General features: G+C 37.8%; 19 protein-coding genes. 11 read left to right on the forward strand and 8 right to left on the reverse strand.

Going from position 1 to position 19,124, the window contains the following annotated elements; genetic code table 11:
- Window positions 1-44 precede the first annotated feature (44 nt).
- The 4 genes from QL995_RS19275 to QL995_RS19290 form a co-directional block, all read right to left on the reverse strand.
- Window positions 45-173: a hypothetical protein gene (locus tag QL995_RS19275; protein WP_259396385.1), complete on the reverse strand. Its 129-nt coding sequence runs from the start codon at window positions 171-173 to the stop codon at window positions 45-47.
- A 213-nt stretch (window positions 174-386) separates the two neighbouring features.
- On the reverse strand, window positions 387-776 hold the full coding sequence (locus QL995_RS19280) for a tautomerase family protein (RefSeq protein ID WP_182755366.1): 390 nt from the start codon (window positions 774-776) through the stop codon (window positions 387-389).
- Between the two features lie 8 nt (window positions 777-784).
- Window positions 785-1,969: a YbfB/YjiJ family MFS transporter gene (locus QL995_RS19285; protein WP_182755364.1), complete on the reverse strand. Its 1,185-nt coding sequence runs from the start codon at window positions 1,967-1,969 to the stop codon at window positions 785-787.
- Window position 1,970: 1 nt separating this feature from the next.
- Entirely contained in the window at window positions 1,971-2,840 is an 870-nt protein-coding gene (locus QL995_RS19290; protein ID WP_024604644.1) for a LysR family transcriptional regulator, read from the reverse strand.
- Between the two features lie 88 nt (window positions 2,841-2,928).
- Here QL995_RS19290 and QL995_RS19295 point away from each other — a divergent pair, with 88 nt between their 5' ends.
- From QL995_RS19295 to QL995_RS19315, 5 genes are all read left to right on the forward strand, one after another.
- Entirely contained in the window at window positions 2,929-3,996 is a 1,068-nt protein-coding gene (locus QL995_RS19295; RefSeq protein ID WP_024604645.1) for a nitronate monooxygenase, read from the forward strand.
- A 627-nt stretch (window positions 3,997-4,623) separates the two neighbouring features.
- The gene (locus QL995_RS19300; RefSeq protein ID WP_154904073.1) at window positions 4,624-5,265 is read left to right on the forward strand and encodes a hypothetical protein; all 642 of its coding nucleotides are present in this window, start codon (window positions 4,624-4,626) and stop codon (window positions 5,263-5,265) included.
- 268 nt (window positions 5,266-5,533) lie between these two features.
- Window positions 5,534-6,910, forward strand: coding sequence for a hypothetical protein (locus QL995_RS19305; RefSeq protein WP_154904072.1), 1,377 nt, complete (start codon window positions 5,534-5,536; stop codon window positions 6,908-6,910).
- Between the two features lie 10 nt (window positions 6,911-6,920).
- The gene (locus QL995_RS19310; protein WP_154904071.1) at window positions 6,921-7,325 is read left to right on the forward strand and encodes a hypothetical protein; all 405 of its coding nucleotides are present in this window, start codon (window positions 6,921-6,923) and stop codon (window positions 7,323-7,325) included.
- A gap of 4 nt (window positions 7,326-7,329) precedes the next feature.
- The gene (locus tag QL995_RS19315) at window positions 7,330-7,677 is read left to right on the forward strand and encodes a hypothetical protein (protein ID WP_206016195.1); all 348 of its coding nucleotides are present in this window, start codon (window positions 7,330-7,332) and stop codon (window positions 7,675-7,677) included.
- Window positions 7,678-7,733: 56 nt separating this feature from the next.
- On the opposite strand, the gene QL995_RS19320 is transcribed toward QL995_RS19315, so the two are convergent.
- The 4 genes from QL995_RS19320 to QL995_RS19335 form a co-directional block, all read right to left on the reverse strand.
- Complete coding sequence (locus QL995_RS19320; RefSeq protein WP_272451242.1) at window positions 7,734-8,990, reverse strand: IS110 family transposase; 1,257 nt, start codon at window positions 8,988-8,990, stop codon at window positions 7,734-7,736.
- A 389-nt stretch (window positions 8,991-9,379) separates the two neighbouring features.
- Complete coding sequence (locus QL995_RS19325; protein ID WP_182196133.1) at window positions 9,380-9,829, reverse strand: antitoxin Xre/MbcA/ParS toxin-binding domain-containing protein; 450 nt, start codon at window positions 9,827-9,829, stop codon at window positions 9,380-9,382.
- A gap of 88 nt (window positions 9,830-9,917) precedes the next feature.
- A complete protein-coding gene (locus QL995_RS19330; RefSeq protein WP_182755362.1) occupies window positions 9,918-11,351 on the reverse strand; it encodes a DEAD/DEAH box helicase family protein in 1,434 nt (477 codons plus the stop codon).
- Window positions 11,348-11,872, reverse strand: coding sequence for a hypothetical protein (locus QL995_RS19335; RefSeq protein WP_039490532.1), 525 nt, complete (start codon window positions 11,870-11,872; stop codon window positions 11,348-11,350). The genes QL995_RS19330 and QL995_RS19335 overlap by 4 nt, the downstream gene beginning before the upstream one ends.
- 100 nt (window positions 11,873-11,972) lie before the next feature.
- Between QL995_RS19335 and QL995_RS19340 the strand changes: the two genes are divergently transcribed.
- The 6 genes from QL995_RS19340 to QL995_RS19365 all read left to right on the forward strand — a co-directional run bounded on the left by QL995_RS19340 (window position 11,973) and on the right by QL995_RS19365 (window position 19,012).
- Complete coding sequence (locus QL995_RS19340; protein ID WP_004588153.1) at window positions 11,973-12,209, forward strand: helix-turn-helix transcriptional regulator; 237 nt, start codon at window positions 11,973-11,975, stop codon at window positions 12,207-12,209.
- 150 nt (window positions 12,210-12,359) lie between these two features.
- Window positions 12,360-13,826 (forward strand): N-6 DNA methylase, encoded by a 1,467-nt coding sequence (locus QL995_RS19345; RefSeq protein WP_182755360.1) that lies wholly within the window; start codon window positions 12,360-12,362, stop codon window positions 13,824-13,826.
- Window positions 13,826-15,070, forward strand: coding sequence for a restriction endonuclease subunit S (locus QL995_RS19350; protein ID WP_259396386.1), 1,245 nt, complete (start codon window positions 13,826-13,828; stop codon window positions 15,068-15,070). Before QL995_RS19345 ends, QL995_RS19350 begins: the two co-directional genes overlap by 1 nt.
- Entirely contained in the window at window positions 15,070-17,580 is a 2,511-nt protein-coding gene (gene hsdR / locus QL995_RS19355) for an EcoAI/FtnUII family type I restriction enzme subunit R (protein WP_182755356.1), read from the forward strand. The genes QL995_RS19350 and hsdR overlap by 1 nt, the downstream gene beginning before the upstream one ends.
- Before the next feature lie 410 nt (window positions 17,581-17,990).
- Window positions 17,991-18,920, forward strand: a complete 930-nt coding sequence (locus QL995_RS19360) for an IS66 family transposase (RefSeq protein ID WP_234047862.1) — start codon at window positions 17,991-17,993, stop codon at window positions 18,918-18,920.
- Entirely contained in the window at window positions 18,920-19,012 is a 93-nt protein-coding gene (locus tag QL995_RS19365) for a hypothetical protein (protein WP_021032142.1), read from the forward strand. The genes QL995_RS19360 and QL995_RS19365 overlap by 1 nt, the downstream gene beginning before the upstream one ends.
- The last annotated feature ends 112 nt before the right edge of the window (window positions 19,013-19,124 follow it).

Here is a 19,124-nt window from a genome sequence, read left to right on the forward strand (position 1 = left end):
GAAAAACTCCGAAAGAGAGTATTTATATTTCAGCCTTCTGAGCTTTAGTCATCAAAATCTCTTTTGGTATAAAGACGGTTAGTCTGCTTAGAGCGAGAAGCAGACGGTTGAACAAACTCATTTTTGGACAAAAATGTTTTTAAGTCGTCGCCTATACCAGGTGAATTTCGCATAAAAATTATACACCATCAACGCCTCAAACAGCGACTTGGTACCCACTTACTAATTTATTTACTTGATATAAAGCTAAGGTACTTTTTAAATAAGTGATTTCGGTGTCTTCAAGTCCCTTTATTATGAATTTATTTAGTCACCCCTTAGTAGCCAAATGATATTAGCCCATGAGGGTGACTATTATAGCTGGTTGGATTGAATTTATTTATAACTCAAAGTTCTTTTGTAATGAACTGAGCTTGGCCTTTACCAAATGACCAGTCACTATCTCCATTTTCAATAATTGATACAATCAGATCTTCCGAGTTTAAGTTACAGTCATTTTTTAAGTTTTTAGCTAATAATTCGTAAAATTTCACTTTCTGTATTTGTGTTCTTTGACGTGATACCACAGTGAGTAAAACAACATCTTTAGTTCTATTGTAATTTAACCCAGTATCTTCAAGTATTAGCTCTTCTTCAGAGTGTTGTGTAACGCTTTGATATCTGTCAGTGGTTGGGACATTAAAAGCTTCAGCCATAGCTCTATGCGCAGAGTCAAGTAAAGTTTTAACTTCATCTTTTGTTCTTCCTTTAATCAAATCAAATTTCAATAATGGCATTTTTTTCCTTAATTATAAGAGGTTGGTTTTTTACTTTGTTTGCACAACATTGCAGCAAACAAAAGAGAAAATGTAGCAACATAGAGAGATATTGATAAACTATGATTCACATTGTAGAGGTAATTCGCAATAATAGGCCCTATGATTTGGCCAACACCATGAGCAAATGTCATATGTACAACCAGATTTTTCTTTATACGATTCCCTGTATGGTAAGCTGCTGACATAGCAATTGTTACAGTACCCATGAAGCTTCCACCTACTATAAAAGCACTAAGAATATAAATAGGTATATTTTGAGAGAATACAGGTAGAAGTACGCCTATTGCTTGAACAAACAAGTTTAATGTTAGCGATAAATTATGCCCAAATCGGTCTTGTATTAGGTGCCAAAAATAACAAGAGGGTACAGCCCCCAAACCAAAAACAGCCCATAACTGAACAGTGTTAAAATTAGGAAAGTTGAATTTTAAAATAGCTGGTAAATAGGTTGCTGTGATGATGTACCCGAACCCTGAAAGTCCATAAATTAAAATTAATGAGTTAACTTTAAATACATCAACATTATTATGGCTCTGTGTATGATCAATATTTGTAGGTAAGCTTGACTTTATTGAAGTCCTTTTCAAACCAAGGACACAGAAAGCGCCAATGAGAAAAGTGACACATCCAAGTGAAAACCACATGCTTTGGCTATCGAAGTCATAGTTAATAATTAGAGCTAATATCTCAGATGAGAAAAAAATTCCAATACCAACGCCGGAGTATAAAACAGGTACCTTTCTAGAGTGAGATAACACACTAAATAACCACAATGCAGAGTACACCATCGAAAGAGCGCTGAATACCCCAGCAAAAAACCTAATGTTATATATCAGATAAACATTTTCTACGGCTGACAATAAAAACAAACAAGCAGTCGTTCCAAGTATGGAAATAACACATATTTGTTGTGATTTTTTTTTGCTTAGAACACCACACAACAAAGCTCCGAGTAAATAACCAGTGTAATTTATTGAAGCTGCTATGCTGCCCTGTTTGACGGTTAATATTCCATCAATAAGCATATAGGGGTATATTGCTGTATAGGCAAATCTTCCGATTCCCATTCCTATAAAAAGCACACTTCCAGCGATAATGGCGGAAAATAGCTCTTCATAACTAGAGTTATTTTTAAAGATAAAATATGGCATATTATCGTTTGGTTAGTAATTTAAGAAAGTTCTTGAAAGCTGGCACATCAAATTCTTTCCGCCAAATTATCAAGGTTTTAGATTCTTTAATTCTTAAGTATGATATTGATGCTGGTAAATCCATTAAATCAAGCACACTTTTAGGTAATACAGTGACAGACATTCCGGAAGCAACGTAAGCAGCCATCGCATGATATGAAGACATTTCGTGAATCTTCCAATCAATTGAGGAGTTAACATTTAAAATGTTTTCAGCTATTTCACGATAAGTACAACCTTTATGGAATGAAACAAGGTTCCTAACTTTAATATCTTTAAAGTTACTCGTTTTCTTCTCGGAAATTGGTACTAACAGCAATAGTTCTTCTGACCAAACTTCTTGTGTATTTATACCAAGCTCAACTAAAGCTTTATCATTATCAAATACATCAGGTAAAGCTAAAAATGCACAATCCAATTCACCATTCGAGACTTTCTCAAGTAACTGCATAGATGTTCCTGTAGTTAGAGAAATATTTGTGGTGGGATAGGCGATATTATATTCAGAGAGTACGCTTGGCAGCCTGCTCGCTGCTGTACTTTCCATGCTCCCTATAATTAATTGCCCTCCTATACTTTCACCCATAATGGCTTGCCTTGCCTCATTTTCCAAAGCTAATAGTTGCTGGGCATATTCGTAAAATTTACGTCCTGATGACGCAAGTTTCATTTTTTTTCCAGTCCTTATAAAAAGCTCGACACCTAAATCTGATTCAAGCTGCTTTATTTTTGTTGTTACATTGGAAGGTGCCCTCCTTAACTGGATTGCAGCTTGGGTTACACTTTCATAATCGGCTACGGTACAAAAAATGCGAAGAGATCCACTATTCATTTAATTCTCATTTTGATAGTATTTAGTTGATTACATTCTCGAAATGAGAATATAATATATTCTTCACTTTGTAAATAGAGGTTCTAACATGCCATGTAAATCTTTACTTTCCTTGTTAGGTGTTAAATTACCTATAATTCAAGCTCCAATGGCTGGTGTATCAACACCATCATTGGCTGCTAAAGTCACTAACGCTGGAGGAGTTGGCTCTATTGGGATTGGTGCAATGTCTAATGAAGATGCTGAAAAAGCAATTTCTGATACAATGAAACTAACAGACAAGCCTTTTAATGTTAATGTGTTTTGTCATCAAACCCCCAGAAAAAATATTGAATTAGAAAGAAAGTGGATAAATCAATTTTTGCCAACTTTCAACTCATTTAAAACTCTACCTCCGAAAGAGTTAAAGGAGATTTATCAATCTTTTAATGACTCAAAGCAAATAGACATATTAATAAAACTTAAACCTAAAATTGTAAGCTTTCATTTTGGGCTGCCTTGCCCTGAATACTTAGAAGTTCTCAAAAATTTAGGGATTACAACCTTAGCGACTGCAACTAGTCTAGAAGAAGCACATTTAATTGAACAAGCAGGTATTGATATAGTTGTAGCGCAAGGAATTGAAGCCGGCGGTCATAGAGGTGTATTTGAGCTCACGAGGACAGATGAAAAACTTAGTACTATACATTTATTGAAGAAAATTATTTTACAGACTTCACTTCCAGTAGTTGCTGCTGGCGGCATCATGAACGGAAATGATATTTTTAATGCTTTAAATAATGGTGCGATGGCTGTGCAAATGGGCACTGCTTTTTTACTATGCCCTGAAGCAAATGTAGGAAAATATTACCACTCAAAGATCAAACAGTGCGAGAAAGGTATGACGACGATAACAAGTTGTATTTCAGGCCGTCCCGCTCGTGGTATTATTAACCAGATCATTAAAACAGGAAATGAATTCCCACTATCATCTATTCCTGATTATCCATATGCTTATGACTTAGCAAAACAACTCAACAATGCTGCTGTTAAGTCTAGTTCAAATGATTATAGCGCATTATGGGCTGGCACCGGAGTTACAAAAGCAAGAGAGATGACTGTGGAAAACTTAATTAAAACTCTAGAAAGAGAAATAAATGAGGCTAAGCAAACGTGAATTGCTGTTCATTATGGCAAGATCGTTTGGTAATGTTTAATTTTTAATAATCTAAATTTTTTGATAACCGTACTAAATCTATAAAGCCACGATAAACGAGGATTTATAGATCTATTAAGCTAGTTGGCTGGGTCCAATTACTTTGGTAATTCAGAGTTTAAGTAAGATACAGTTTCGTGCACATTATCCGTTAATGCGAATACTTTATAACCCCAACAAATGATAGAGGATTATTTTAAAATCAAAAGTTTGAACGGTCGCCATTCTTAAAGTAGGCTTTTAGAGTAATTTTTCCAACTCGTTTGGGGCAGAAACGAGCTACGATTGAAGGTCCGCTGGCACAGAGCCGAACTTCGTCAAAGAGCGATTTGTTGTCATTGTTTTAGATTAAAATATGATGACTAAATTAGACGCTTAAGCAACTATTTTCTTATATATTCATTTAAATGATCAATGTGTTCATATTGTTCGCCCCAGCTTTTCTTGTAGGAGATAGAAAACTTAGTGATAGTAATGTCTTAGGTAATTTGCTAAAACTGTACAAAGTAGATAAGTGAGCGTGAGACAGGTAGAAATATGCGCGCTCGCGCATAGTTAGATTATTAAATGCTAGGAGGTTTAGTGCGCATGGAAGAGATATATCCAGCCGAAGAGTTACAAGACAAGTTTGAAGCCGAAGTCACCCTCGAATACTACTTCATGGAAGACGTAGACACTATTGCCAAACTTGAACCGAATTGCTTATGTGAAATCGGTGGTAACTCTTGGATGCATTATATTGAGTCAGGGGCTAAAGTTAACCCACGCAAGTTAAGCAAACACTTTGATAGCGGGAATCCATTTCTTTTCAAAGAAGTTGAGAAGGTTATGAAAAGAAAAGTTCTTCAAGACATAATGCTAGTGCATGCCAAGGTACAAGATCCTGAACTAGAAAATAACATTTGTGGTCAATTGCTTCTTGCTAGAGTTTATCCAAATAACTTACATATATCGGATGTTGAATTTAGCAACCCATATGAACCAGTACCAGAGAATGAGAAAAAGCATCATTTTCATGAATATCGTAGCCTTGGTCTGTTTGCCAAATTACTAGTAAATATTATTGCTTACGGTAAGAAAAATCGTATTTCGAACGTTACGCTTTCGGCCGCCTCAGATCACCAAATTAAATATTTTAAATCACACGGTTTTAGTATTGAGAACAACAATTTTGCAAAAGATGCTCTTGAACATGGTGTGAGTATACCAATGGTGCGTATATGCATATAACAAGCAAAAGCAGCAGGGCGGCTTCGCCACCGTTGGCACTTAGTCGAACTTCAACTATTCAGGGTCGCCGTTAGCCTAGTAATAATAAGAGGAAATATTTACCTTTTCCATATGTTAAAAAAGCTACGGCAAGTATAATATTTTTAGCTGGCAATAACTTACACTATTTGCTATCAGTATAAGTTCATAAAATAAGGACGTTTTCGCGTGAAAATAGGGAGAGTGTACTCTGATAAAGCTGTTAAACGATTCAAGAAATAAGGTGCATATGGATATATTCAGGCCAAGAATAACTGATCATCATGGAATACATAAATCACAACATGATTTAGACTTTGCTATTCAATTATTTGATGAAGACATTCCCCTATATGTGGACCCATTTCTCTTATGGAAGTCTCCATCTATGCAAGATCAGTCTTTGCATACAGCTATAACAAACTCTTTTAACCACCTAAATTTTCTAATAAAAAAAGGCAGGGAAACTGAGGCCATAGAAACTCTTATTAACTTGTCTGAATGTCCAGAAGTTGGGTTGGGTGTAGCAAAGAAACGCAGGGGGCAAAGGATAGGTAAAAAGCAAGCTATTGAGGTTCTTAATTTATTTAAAGATATACCTGAATATAGTCAATTTGGCTTCACCCATTTTGAGCTAATCCAACTATATGTTGGTGGTATATCAAAAGACAGAATTAGTGATATTGCTTGTAATTATATAAAATCTTTCCTCATTGATTATACGATTGAACAATGTGCTATTAATGGAATCCCAACAGAGGGTGTCATTCTTGATTCTGTATATAATTACCAAAAAAATTCTTTTGAGTTAAATCAAAAGGCATATCTTCCAGTTAACCCTAATACTAAAGAGCCTTTGATTTTTACACCAAAGCGTTGGCTTAGATTTAATCCCTGTATTAATTTCGAGGACTATTTTAAATCTCATTGTCCTAGAGATGAAATTTTTAACCCTAATGAGCCAGAAGAGCGAGTTAAAATATTAAACTTCAATAGAGATAATTATGGTGTCATCGAAGAATATATAAGATACAAGGAAAGAACTTCTCAAGATTGCCAAAACGACCCATTGTTTAGTCAGATTCCTGTCTTATCTGCGAAAAGAAAATTAAGCGACCTTTTAAAGCTTAACTCAGGAAAAGAAAACGGTGCAGATATAAAATATGAGGAATTATCAGCGGACTTATTAGCGACTCTATTCTATCCGCATTTGGACTTCGCACAAACACAGAGCCGAACAGAATCAGGCCGTCATATTCGTGATTTGATATTTTACAATAATCGAGATATTGATTTTCTCGATGAAATATTTACTGAATATGAGAATCGTCAACTTGTAATAGAGATGAAAAATGTAAAGAAAATTGAAAGGGACCACGTAAATCAGCTTAACCGCTATCTTCAACCAAATATTGGTAGGTTTGGGATATTTCTTACAAGAAATCCATTACCCAAAGCAATGTTTAGCAACACTATTGATTTATGGGCCTCACAAAGAAAGTGCATAATTGCAATTACTGATGATGATTTGAAGTTAATGGTCGATGTTTACGAAAGTAAACAGCGTGCGCCAATTGAAGTTTTAAAGAAAAAGTACATTGAATTTAGACGCTCTTGTCCCTCTTAAAGGAACTGTAATGAACAGAAATAACGTGGATACATTTGAAAAGCTATCAGGGCAATTATCGAGTACCTATGAAGAAATTTCCTTGCTGTCTAAGAAAAATCCAAATGACGCGGTTAACAAGTTCAAACTCAAGTTTGTTAATAAGCTGATATCACAAAGTAATGACTATTTGGCGGAAAAATACAAGCCATTCGATGACTTCGACAACTTCGATGAGGATGATATCCCACAAAATAGTGATGTTGTATTTATACTTTCGCAGTATTTACAGTGTTTTGAAAAGCAAAGAGCAGACAATGTTGTAATCAACCGTGGCGCTTGGTACTGGCGCGTTCAAGGAAATGATGAAGATAAACTAGATGAAGAGGGTATGGTGTTAATTCGTACCATTAAACCTAAGAAATTAAAGGACTGAAAAAGTGAGTATAGATAAATTATATACGTCTAATGACAAGGCAAAAACCCATGATAATATGATGCCTCTGCTAAATGCTATGTATTTAGAGTTTAAAGAATTATCTAAGAAAAAACCTGACTCTGCGGTTAGTAAGAGCAAGATTAAAATAGCCAATCGTTTATTAGATAAAGTTAGAACAGTTCTCAAAGATGAAGACTCTATCGACTTTTTAGACCTTCTTGAGGAAGACGACATCCCTCAGGTAAGTGATGTTACGTTGATACTATCTCAATATGTCGCTTCAATGAATGCTTTCCACAATAAGCATTATGGTTGGGATGGTTCGAAACAGACTTGGTACGTAAAGTAGTAAAATCGCTTAACAAATGACTATGTGCTGAATGCCCGCTTCACGCCCTGAGGCATTCAACAAGCTTTTTCTAGCACTAAAAGAGGAGAACCTTTCTCTTTTAGTGCTTTTAAATATTTTGATTCATCATAAGCTTTTCCTGTTTTCCAGCACCTAAATAAGATCCTTACCCATTTATAGGCCAACGCTCTTACTGCCGATTGGTGTGAATTACCTTTCGCTTTTTGCTGTGCGTAATAAATGCCCGCCCAATAAGATTGCCCTACGCTTTTGGAAGCCCACTCTATAAAGCTCTGACGGACAAATTTAGAACATTGCCAGCGCCAATGTACCCAGCTCTTTTGACCACTACGCTCTGTAACTGGCGATAAGCCTGCATAGTTTTGTATTTCTTGTGCGCTACTAAAACGAGATTTATCTTCCCCTAAAGCAGCTAAAAGCCTAGGAGCAAGGCAAGGGCCTGTGCCGGGAAGTGAAGTAAATATTGAGGCGTCATCCATACTGATAAAAATTGAGTTTATTTGTGAGTCATACTCTCGAATATTGTTAATTAATACCAACATCTGTTTAGCCAATGCGATGACAAACGTTTGATAAGGTATAATTAAAGATTCGTCGTTAGTTAGAGGAATTGCCTCTTTTATAGATGCAATGCGTTCTGGGGTCTTCTTAACAGTGGGCCCTCCTCTGGAGTTTAATAGTTTGGCAACTGTATTTGTTCTAACGCGTTTCAATTCATTTAAGTTTGGGAATTTAATTAGAAAATTACAAAATAGCTCTGTATCTCTATGTGAAAACCACTCTAAGGGCTGTGTGTAATATTGCTTTAGAGCATTAATGATTCGGTTCGCATGCCTACGTTTGTCGTCTACAAGTAATCGACGTTGTTCGACAAGAAGGGCTAATGTTCTCGTTTTCTCACTGCTTGGTTTTAGGGGGGTAATCTTCTTTGGATAATTGAGCATCATATCTAATGCTAATTCAGCGTCTGAAGGATCATCTTTTGAACCGCTAGGAAACATAGCTTGTCTGTATCGAGCGAGGGTTAATCCATGAATAGGATAAACTGTAACAAAGCTATATTTTTGCAAGGCGTATACTATAGGTCCTTTATTTAACTCAACTGCAACAGCAATATTGCCTTTTACTTTTTTATGTAATGCCTCAACCCAATCATTAATTGATTCAGGTGAGTGAGAAATTACGCTGAACGCCCGAGACTCTTCGTCTTTAACCTGCACACAAATATCATGTTTTTTATCAGCCCAATCAAGGCCAACATATGCAGAAAAGTTATCATTTTTAGTATTCATGCCAAATCTCCGATTATTGAAATTTGTTATGTATTCTTTACTCTTCGAAAGAAATATAGACAGCGTTTTTAAGGCAAGCCCTGAGTATTCGTTTTGAGTAAAGTAACTCAATACTTCGAAAGAAAAGCGGTGATCATTAAATGATGCTGGCACAATATTCGTAAGTAAAGAGCACATAACCTCAACAATTCAAAGTATAGATTATTAAGGTTCAAAGACTATATTTGGCACAAATGCGACTATCAGAGAAAATTGAGTCATTAATAAGCTCAAATCAACGTTTTAATCTCTAAAGTGATAGCTTCTTGTTAAGTTAAGAAAAGGATAGAACTTGGTTTCATGTTGGCAGTCTGTTGATCGTGCGCTTTACGTCCTAAGACACTTTACTCTTAGGCGTTATAGCCATATTTGAGCCTGTTTACGGTATTTTTAATTAATTCACGGCCAGCTATTGTATCTATAAATGTTAAAGGTTTTTTAGAGTCGAATTGGAGTGACGAGGTATTTAACCAAATATTAAAACGTTCTATATTTTCAAAGTAATCAAGACAAAAAGAGCAGACTTTTGCAATTTCAAATGCATTTTCACTTAAAGTGGTATTTAAGGGCTTTAATTCTTTTTTATAGCGTACATATGAGCTCTTGCTAGTTCTAATAGCTGAAGAAAATGCTCGTATATCCCAGCCTAACTCTATCCTTAGACGCTCAGCATTTTTGATATATACACCTTGATGTATAAAGTTAATTTGCTCTAGGTGACTTGAACTTTCACTGATCTTTCTATTGGTTAAAATCTCTATAAAGTCTATTTTTTTATGAATTTCAGAGAAGCTATACATAGCAACACCTTAAATTAAGTTATATTTCCTCGTGTAACTGAAATTGATGTTACCTGTAGAGGTCTACTTGAGGTAAATTCTAGCGTATTTACCGCAATTCACTTAACCCTAAAGCGATCGCTTCTTGTTGAAAACGGCCTGATATATTAATAATTCGCTCATAGGCACCGGTTAAAAAATGTTCCTCTGTCGCTTCAGGTCTATTGCTCATAACTGGCTGATCAAAAAAGTCAGCAAAGTTATCAAAATCAAACTGAGCTTTGGAGGTTTTTTTATTTTTCTTATTAAAGGTCATTTCACTTAAACCTTCATCTTCAGTAGGTTCTTCAGCAGTAGCTTTCATCTTTTCAAACTTAACTACATCAGCTTCAAATGGAACATCTTGATTAACTCTATACGCGTACTCTAAAAGCTTAGGTTCGGCAGGCATGTACATAATAGCTTCTTGGTTTTTAGAGTTTGTTACCCTCAGTATACGGCCCAATATTTGGCGATAATGCATTTCTGTTTTTATGTTTGTAAGGTGGCAGCAAACCTGCAAACGAGGGATATTTGTACCTTCGCTAATCATACCAACAGAAATAATCCACTTAGTTTGTGCATACCTAAACTGCTGAATAATACTTGTAGGTTCATTTTCTCGGTAGGTTACAACAGTGCTATCCTCGTCAAAGTGAGTTCGCATTAACATAGAGATTTGATGGGCATGCTCAACAGACGATGCAACAATCAACCCCGCTGCATCGGGGTTTTTCAATCTAAATGAGATAAGCTTTTTTTGAGCGGAAGAAATTATGTATTTTATTACCGCTTCATTTTCAATAATTTCTTGATAAGAAACGCCAGAGTAGTTTAATAACGCTTTAAAGCAGTTAAATGTTTTGGTTTCAACGTCATCTACAACTGTAATATGGCTATTATCAACAGCTACTATTTGTGGAACCCGACAAACATTATCTCCAATAGCCTCAGAAAGCCCGTAAACGTAGTCACACGCTATTTTATTGTTAGGTTGCTGATACGATGAAAGAACAATAGGAGCAGCGTCAGAACGCCAAGGGGTGCCTGTTAAGGCTAATGTATACTGTGCTTTATTTTGAATGTTAAGTATTATCTGCTCACCCCATGCATTTGCATTGGCAATATTAGAGCCAGCACAATGATGAATTTCATCAAATATTACAAAAACACGATATCGTTCAAATAACTGCCAAAAGTGCACATCTAAATACTGTAAGCTTTGATAGGTTAAAGCTCTACCTTTAGCGCCAATAAGCCCATCAAATCGTTCATTCGTTTTTAGCTGTAAGCTTTCCTTAAAGTCTTGAGAAACAATAGACGACGGTGAAAAACAAATAATCACATCGACCATATTATTTTTTAATAACTGGTTAGCTAATTCCGAAGCCATTAAGGTTTTACCCGCCCCAGGAGTTGCCAAGGCTAAAAAGTGGCTATTGCCGCTCTGGTATTGTGTAAGCGCTAAATTAATACACTCGGCTTGCCATAGTCTTAGTTTCATATTTTCTCTAATGCTTCGTTTTGCTTCATTAAGCCTTCAATCGCTCTAATCTTGCCAAGTATTCTTGTATTGTTGTCTCTCGCTTTGTTGTATTGTGGCTGAAGTTCATCTACTAATTCGGGTGACTCCAAATAAAGCTCTTTGTATGCCTCAGATTCCCCCATATTCAATAATAGCTCGGCTTTATAATGATTTAACTTACTAAGTAATAGCGCGTGCTTATCATCTGCCTTTTCTGTAGTTCCAATAGGTATTGCACTAGCTAGCTGAGTAATTACCTCAACGTTAAAGCTTTCTGTTTTATTGAATCGCGTAAATCCTTTTTTATTTGATACCATTTTTTTCAGCCAGCCTTTTTTAACAAGCTTGATCAATTCGGCATATATACTTCGCCTAACTGCTGTAGGTACCAAAGAAGAATCACTTTTTAATGCTAAGTACGCCGAGCGTACATCGCTTGTTGTAAAGTTATCAAAATTTGGTGCAACAATAATTTGAGCTACGAGAGGGTCAAATTTCAAAGTAAATCCTAATAAACTTCTTATAATAATGGGTATTATAGGGCGTGGTAGTTAAGCCCTCAACATGAAAATCTAATCATTTTGCCTTGAGGAAAACCAGGTGAGTGATTTAGTTAAACATTTTGGTGAAAAGCTACGAGAAAAACGCAAAGAAGCAGGCTACTCGCAAGAAGGTTTTGCCGCCTATGTCGGTATAGAGCGCGGTAATTACGGAAAAATGGAAAGAGGTAATGTTAATATTAAACTCGAAACCTTATATAAATTAGTAAACGCATTAAATTGCGAGTTCGAAGAGATACTACCGGCAAGGCAAAAGTATAAAATTGACCTAGATTAACCAAAAACTACTTGGTACTAATATATTATTAATTTTTTAATTAATTAGGGTATATTAATCACTATTACCTCAGGAATATAAATAAGCGAGTGAGTTGCTTTAAGCAAAAAAATCATCTCAAACTCACTGGCTAACAAGGACTTAATTTACATGTTTGAACAAACATTTAAAAATATCGACGACATTTTCCATAAAGACGCAGGCTGCTCTAGTGAGCTAGACTACACCGAGCAATCGTCGTGGATGCTATTTTTAAAATACCTTGATGACTTAGAGTTTACAAAGTCTCAAGAAGCCGAATTGATGGCAGAAGAATACCAATACATTATTGAAGAGAAGTACCGCTGGAGTTCGTGGGCTGCGCCTAAAACCGCTAATGATGAGTTTGATCACGATAACGCCTTAACCGGCAGCGACTTAATGGATTTTGTTGATGGCGAGCTTTTCCCCTATCTTAAAGGCTTTAAACTACGTGCCAAAGGCCCTGACACCATTGAATATAAAATTGGTGAAATCTTTAGCGAGATCAAAAATAAAATTCAAAGTGGCTACTCACTGCGTGATGCGCTCGAAAAAGTAGACGAATTACGCTTTCGCTCACAAGAAGAAAAGCATGAGCTTTCACACCTGTACGAAGTAAAAATTAAAAACATGGGCAACGCTGGCCGCAACGGGGGAGAATACTACACACCACGCCCATTAATTCGTGCGATGATCGATATATTACAGCCACAAATTGGCGAAACCATATACGACGGTGCAGCAGGTTCGGCAGGCTTCTTATGTGAAGCCTACGATTACCTTCGCCAAGGTGGTGTCAGCAAAAAGCAGCTTTCAACCAGCGATTTAAAAACCCTGCAACAAAGCACCTTTTACGCCAAAGAGAAAAAGTCTTTGGCTTACGTTATCGCCATTATGAACATGATTCTACATGGCATCGAAGCACCTAACGTTATTCATACCAATACCCTAGGCGAAAATCTACAAGACATTACCCCAAGCAACCAGCACGATATTGTATTAGCTAACCCGCCGTTTGGTGGTAAAGAGCGCAAAGAAGTTCAGCAAAACTTCCCAATCAAAACCGGTGAAACCGCCTTCTTGTTTTTGCAGCACTTTATCAAAATGCTCAAGCCTGGTGGCCGCGCTGCCATTGTGATTAAAAACACCTTTTTATCGAATACCGATAACGCCGCCATTGCCTTGCGTAAAGAGCTATTAGAAAACTGCAACTTACACACCGTACTCGATTGCCCAGCAAAAACCTTCTTAGGCGCTGGGGTTAAAACCGTGGTGTTGTTTTTCACTAAAGGCGAACCAACACAAAAAACATGGTTCTACCAGCTAGACCCTGGCCGCAGCTTGGGTAAAACCAATCCGCTAAACGACACCGACTTAAAAGAGTTTATCGAGTTACAAAAAGGCTTTGAAGACAGTGCTAAATCTTGGTCATTGGCTACAACTGAACTTGATGATGCAACATGGGATTTATCGGCTAAAAACCCGAATCAAGCGGAAGAAGTGCCACTGCGTGAGCCGCAAGCCATTATTGAAGAAATCATCGCGCTGGATAAAGAGAGTGAAGCGATTCTGGGTAAGATTCAGGAGTTGTTGTGATGGGGTGGTCCATATCTAAAATGAGTGAAGTCACTAATATTATAAGTGGTGGCACACCTAAAAGCGGTATTTCCGACTATTGGTTTGGTGATGTTAAGTGGATTACGCCGAAAGATATGGGGAAAATCACTGGTATTTATGTCTCTGAAACAGGTAGAAACATCACTCAACTAGGGCTAGATAAATCTTCAGCTAAGCTAATTCCTGAAAACTCGGTAATTCTCTCAACCCGAGCACCTATTGGCTACCTAGCTATTAATACAGTTCCTATGGCAACGAACCAAGGTTGTCGGGGTTTGGTACCTAAAAATACTTTAGACACTAAGTTTTTGTATTATTTTTTATTGAAGAGTGTCTCATTATTAAATGATTTAGGAAGTGGAACTACTTTTAAAGAGCTATCTAAAACTGCTTTAGAGAGAGTAGAAATACCGCACCCTGAGATTACCGAACAAAAACACATCGTGGCTATTCTCGAGCAAGCCTTTGCCGATATAGAACAAGCCCGCGCCAAGACCGAGCAAAACCTCAAAAATGCCCGTGAGCTGTTTGAAAGCTACTTGCAGCAAGTATTTAGCGAGCGTGGTGAAGGGTGGAGAGCATCAAAATTAAAAGAGATAACGTCAAAAATAGGTAGTGGATCTACACCACGCGGAGGGAGGGCTTCTTATAAAAGCGAAGGTATTTCTTTGATTCGTAGTATGAATGTCCATGACCGACGCTTTAAAAATAAAGACCTTGCGTTTATTGATGACCAACAAGCAGACAAGCTTAGTAATGTTGTTGTAGAAAATAATGATGTTTTGCTAAACATTACTGGAGCTTCCGTCGCAAGGTGTTGTTTAGCTCCAGAAGAATATTTGCCTGCGCGTGTTAATCAGCATGTATCTATTATACGTGCCGATAGAACGGTTATTAGCCCGGCTTTTTTAAATTTTGTGTTAACTTCAAAATATTATAAAGACCAACTTCTAGGTATTGGTGAAGCAGGCTCAACTCGTCAAGCTATAACTAAAACCCAGATAGAAGAATTTGAGGTAAGTTATCCTGAAAACCTTGAAGATCAGCAAAATCTGCTGAGTAGCCTTTATTCTCTTGAAGAGAAAACAAATGATATTCAGAGAATATACAGAAAAAAACTATTGGATTTAGACGAACTCAAAAAATCTATCCTACAAAAAGCCTTTTCAGGTGAGTTAACGAAAACGCTTGAGGTTGATACAAACAAAGGAGCAATGGCCTAATGTCACAAGCAAGGACGCGTAACGAAGCCGACACTAGAGCGGATTTAATTGATCCTAAGTTAGTTGCTGCGGGTTGGGGTGAGGTTGATAACAGCTTTATTCGCCGCGAGCTTATTTGCCCAGGCCAAATTATGGCGGGTGGCAAACGCGCTAACAAAGTGCCGTGCGATTATGTGTTGGTATATAGAGGCCGTAAGCTTGCCGCAGTAGAAGCAAAAAAAGAAAGCCTTACTTATAGCGAAGGTGTGCGCCAAGCGAAAGACTATGCACAACGCCTGCAATGCCGTATTGCTTATGCCACTAACGGCCATGATATTTACCAGATTGATATGCTTACAGGCATTGAGACGCTGGTAGATGAATACCTGTCTCCGCAAGCGCTATGGGATTTAACCTTTGAGCAAAAAGGCGATACGCCAGAAGCGGATTATACGACAGCTTGGCGTGATGCGTTCTCTACTATTCCCTTTGAGGCCAAAGGCGATTGGGCACCCCGTTATTATCAAGAGAATGCCATTCATAATGCTCTTGAAGCCATTGCCCAAGGTAAAAATCGCATACTGCTTACATTGGCTACCGGTACAGGTAAAACGTGTATTGGTTTTCAAACAGCTTGGAAGTTATTTCAAACCCGCTGGAGTTTAACCGCGCAAAAAGATATTAGCCTTGCTAAAAAACGCCCCCGTATTTTATTTTTGGCCGACCGTAATATTTTAGCCAATCAAGCGTTTAATGATTTTGGCTCATTTGGTGAAGACGCCATTGTGCGCATTACCCCTGACGATATTCGTAAAAGAGGCGGCGTTCCTAAAAACGCTAGTGTGTTTTTTACAATTTTTCATACTCTTATGTGTGGGCCTAAAACCGAATTAAAAGAAACTACAACAGAAGAAGATGATAATACGCCAATAAAAAAGGCAGAAAATCCGTATTACGAGCAATACCCAGCTGACTTTTTTGATTTAATTATTATTGATGAATGTCACCGTGGTGGCGCAAATGATGAAAGTGCTTGGCGTGATATTCTTAATTACTTTGCCCCTGCTGTGCAACTGGGTTTAACCGCAACACCCAAACGCACCGATAATGCCGACACCTATGGTTACTTTGGCGAGCCTGTTTACAGCTATACTCTAAAAGAAGGCATTAACGATGGCTTTTTAACGCCATTTAAAGTGTTACCAATCGTTGGCACTATGGATGAGTACAAGTATATAGAGGGGGATGGTGTTGTTGTAAAAGGCGATCCTGAGCCCGGTAAACTGTATAAAGAAGGTGACTTTAACCGCATTATTACCATACCTCAGCGCGAAGAGCGCCGTGTACACTATTGGATGGATCGCTTTAATCCTAAAGAAAAAACCATCGTGTTTTGTGCAACACAAGTTCATGCCGGTATGGTGCGCGATTTTATTAATCAGTATGCAGTTAAAAAGGGCTGGACTACCAACACTAACTATTGTGTTCGTGTTACCGCTAACGATGGCGTAGCGGGTGAAAACGACTTAAAAACCTTTTGTGATAACGAAAAAACCATTCCGACAATTTTAACCACATCACGCAAACTCTCTACCGGCGTTGATGCGCGTAACGTACGTAACATTGTGCTCATGCGCCTTTGTAACAATATGATTGAGTTTAAACAGATTATAGGCCGAGGAACCCGCACATACGATGGCAAAGACTATTTTACCATTTACGACTTTGTAAAAGCGCACCATAACTTTGCTGATCCTGCTTGGGATGGTGAGCCAATACCCAGCGAAGTATGCCCTGAGTGCGGCACAACGCCGTGCCAATGTGAAGACACTGGCGGCGATGGAGCCGGTGAGAAGAAACCGTGTAAAGTGTGTGAACAAAAGCCATGTGTTTGTGAAAAGCCAGAGCCTGAAGGCTGTGAAAAATGCGGTGAAAGACCATGTGTATGCGAAAAGCTCGAAATAAAGCTCTCAGACGGCCGTACACGGCAAATTAAGCATATTTCCTCAGCAATGTACTGGAGCGCTGAAGGGAGGCCCATTACAGCTAAAGAGTTTGTTGAACGTATGTTTGACGACTTACCACGCTTTTTTGAAAATGAAGACCAACTACGCGAAATCTGGAGTGATCCAACCACTCGCGAAAAGCTATTAGAAGATTTAACCGAAGCGGGCTACGATAGCGAAAAACTCGATAGTATGAAAGCCGTAATTGATGCACAAGACAGCGATGTATACGATGTTTTATCCTACGTAGCGTATGCCTCAGAGGCACAAACACGCACTGAACGAGCTCAACAAGCAAAACCTAAAATAAACTCTGCTTTTAGCGATTATAAACAACAAGAGTTTATAAACTTTATATTAAGTAAATACATTGAAGATGGCGTGCAAGAACTCGCACCTAAAAAAATGCGCAGTTTAGTAGAGCTTAAATACAACACCATTAACGACGCCGCCATTGAGTTTGGATCACCGACAGCGATACGCGATACGTTTATTGGTTTTCAGAAGTATTTGTATGCAAGGTAGTTAAATTATATAACTATCTGTAAGCGGAGGAACAACGAATTAACTTTCTCAAGTTGATGTCTCTGAGCTACTACATATAACAGGTTCAAATAAATACTGCTTTAATAGCGTTTACTCATACATTGATACTCAGAATATTATACTGTAGCCAACGCGTTTGAGCATAAGTTTCAAATTTTCCTCAGGAATTTTTTAAATTCATTTAGCTATGCACTTACGTTATTTTGTTTATCGAATTTCTAATGACTAATTAAACATTTTCGTTTAAATCCAGACACATCATGATACCCATATCATTCTCTACTTAATTTGCTGTAATAGGGAATACTGTTGCACCCAGCCATAGCATAAAAGCAAGTTATAGATGTAATAGTTCAGTCTTAGGTGAGCGTGAAGGGATTGAAAGTGTAGTGAAAACGGCAAAAATGCCCGCAACACCTATTCCAAAAAGTATCGCCACGCCCAGTTTACTGAGCCAAATAATCATGTGTAAATACCAGTTTGGCTTGCCGCTTTATCGCCAAGAAACGTTATTTTCTGATATCGGTATTGAGTTGAGCAGGCAAACCATGTCGAGCTGGATGTTACGCTGTGCTGAATTGTTGTCACCGCTCTATCAGCGTTTAAAAGAAATCTTGTTATCTCAAGCAGTTATTCATGGCGATGAAACCTCGTTAAACGTTATTAACGCAGAGAAAGCGACCAGCTATATGTGGCTGTACTGTTGTGGCGATGATAAGCCGGGTAAAGACACTAATATTGTCCTGTTTGATTATCATAATAGTCGCGCGGCCCACTGTGTAGTTGGTTTTCTTGACGGTTATCAAGGCTACATGCACGTTGACGGCTACAAAGCATACGAGCAAACGAAGGCAACACTGGTTGCGTGCTTAGCTCATATACGCCGTAAGTTCATCGAGGCCAAAGGCAATAATAAAAAAACCGTTAAAGCGGATGTAGCACTTAACCTTATTCGCAAACTCTATGGTATTGAGCAAGCCATCAAAGGTAAATCGGTTAGTGAAAAATTCACCGTTAGGCAGCAAAAAGCCAAACCAATCGTTGATGAATTGTATCAATGGTTACTCAAACACAAAGATAAAATCCCTCCCCAAATGGCGCTAGGGAAAGCAATTACCTATGCGATAAACCAGTTTGAGAAATTCAGGCGTTACCTCGATGATGGCAGGCTCAGTATTGATAATAACCGAGCAGAGCGAGCCATAAAACCGTTCGTAATAGGGCGGTTTTATGGCTGTTCTCAAATACCAGTAATGGCGCGCATGCCAGCGCCATACTCTATAGTCTTGTTGAAACCGCAAAGGCAAATGATCTTGTAGTGCATGACTACATCTCAATGTGCTTGCAACATATTGCAGAGCAGCCAAGTAACCTTGAGCCACTGCTACCTTGGAATATTAAGCAAGGCTAGGTGTCGTTAGCTATACGCTTACAGCAGAAGTTACTATTTGAGTGTTTTGGCTAAAAATGTTTGTATTTTTTGATCTATAGCGGACATGGCTGAAAATATTCTTAATTGTCTA

Source organism: Pseudoalteromonas sp. APC 3358, from assembly GCF_030408075.1.
GTDB classification, from domain to species: domain Bacteria; phylum Pseudomonadota; class Gammaproteobacteria; order Enterobacterales; family Alteromonadaceae; genus Pseudoalteromonas; species Pseudoalteromonas arctica.

What these genes read in the sequence shown, in the direction of transcription:
- QL995_RS19325 (WP_182196133.1), bottom strand. Translation starts at nt 9,829, where the DNA reads ATGTATAGCTTCTCTGAAATTCATAAAAAAATAGACTTTATAGAGATT.
- hsdR (WP_182755356.1), top strand. Translation starts at nt 15,070, where the DNA reads ATGTCACAAGCAAGGACGCGTAACGAAGCCGACACTAGAGCGGATTTA.
- QL995_RS19320 (WP_272451242.1), bottom strand. Translation starts at nt 8,990, where the DNA reads ATGAATACTAAAAATGATAACTTTTCTGCATATGTTGGCCTTGATTGG.
- QL995_RS19295 (WP_024604645.1), top strand. Translation starts at nt 2,929, where the DNA reads ATGCCATGTAAATCTTTACTTTCCTTGTTAGGTGTTAAATTACCTATA.
- QL995_RS19290 (WP_024604644.1), bottom strand. Translation starts at nt 2,840, where the DNA reads ATGAATAGTGGATCTCTTCGCATTTTTTGTACCGTAGCCGATTATGAA.
- QL995_RS19310 (WP_154904071.1), top strand. Translation starts at nt 6,921, where the DNA reads ATGAACAGAAATAACGTGGATACATTTGAAAAGCTATCAGGGCAATTA.
- QL995_RS19305 (WP_154904072.1), top strand. Translation starts at nt 5,534, where the DNA reads ATGGATATATTCAGGCCAAGAATAACTGATCATCATGGAATACATAAA.
- QL995_RS19345 (WP_182755360.1), top strand. Translation starts at nt 12,360, where the DNA reads ATGTTTGAACAAACATTTAAAAATATCGACGACATTTTCCATAAAGAC.
- QL995_RS19330 (WP_182755362.1), bottom strand. Translation starts at nt 11,351, where the DNA reads ATGAAACTAAGACTATGGCAAGCCGAGTGTATTAATTTAGCGCTTACA.
- QL995_RS19350 (WP_259396386.1), top strand. Translation starts at nt 13,826, where the DNA reads ATGGGGTGGTCCATATCTAAAATGAGTGAAGTCACTAATATTATAAGT.
- QL995_RS19280 (WP_182755366.1), bottom strand. Translation starts at nt 776, where the DNA reads ATGCCATTATTGAAATTTGATTTGATTAAAGGAAGAACAAAAGATGAA.
- QL995_RS19285 (WP_182755364.1), bottom strand. Translation starts at nt 1,969, where the DNA reads ATGCCATATTTTATCTTTAAAAATAACTCTAGTTATGAAGAGCTATTT.
- QL995_RS19300 (WP_154904073.1), top strand. Translation starts at nt 4,624, where the DNA reads ATGGAAGAGATATATCCAGCCGAAGAGTTACAAGACAAGTTTGAAGCC.
- QL995_RS19275 (WP_259396385.1), bottom strand. Translation starts at nt 173, where the DNA reads ATGCGAAATTCACCTGGTATAGGCGACGACTTAAAAACATTTTTGTCC.